The sequence below is a fragment of the Nonomuraea spiralis genome (genome assembly GCF_014648435.1).
In the GTDB taxonomy this organism is placed as follows: domain Bacteria; phylum Actinomycetota; class Actinomycetes; order Streptosporangiales; family Streptosporangiaceae; genus Nonomuraea; species Nonomuraea spiralis.
The window spans coordinates 1-567 of the sequence record NZ_BMRC01000100.1 but is presented as its reverse complement, the minus strand read 5'-3'; the positions used below and the strand labels follow the sequence as shown (position 1 = coordinate 567).

Annotated in this window: 1 protein-coding gene; it reads right to left on the bottom strand. The window is 65.1% G+C overall.

Translation table 11 applies throughout. The features are described 5' to 3' along the window. Window positions 1-45 precede the first annotated feature (45 nt). Window positions 46-567 (bottom strand): IS3 family transposase (locus IEZ27_RS53485; protein WP_189654323.1); only part of this gene is annotated, 522 nt, incomplete at its 5' end.

Sequence of the window (567 nt, the reverse complement as noted above, 5' to 3'; positions counted from 1 at the left end):
TCTTGGTTTGCGCCTTCGAAGGATCACGCGATGGCCGTCATCATTTCACGACGACACACCTGTTGACCAGGTCAAACTCGTACACCACTCCCGTGGACGCAACCTGAATCCGCCCTGGCTGCCCTTGTCACTGTGATGGATCACCCCGGCACTGGGGCGGCGCCGGTGGATCGCCATCTCCAGCGCATCGGTCACCAACTCGGTACGCATGTGATCGGCCACCGCCCAGCCGACGATCCGCCTGGAGAACACGTCCAAGACCACGGCGAGATAGACGAAACCATGCCAGGTCGGCACGTACGTGATGTCGGCCGTCCAGATCCGGTTCGGCTCGTCCGCTTCAAACTTCCGCTTCACCAGGTCGGATGCGGCTGCAGCCCGCCGATCCGCGATCGTCGTGCGACAGCCTCTACGCCGGGAGACACCGGCCAGCCCGGCCGCGCGCATCAGCCGGGCCACTCGCTTGCGGCCCACCTTCTCCCCGTCGATCTCCCGCAGGTCGGCGTGGATGCGCGGCGCCCCATAGATCTCATCGGACGCCGTGTGGTGCCGACGGATCTTCTCGGT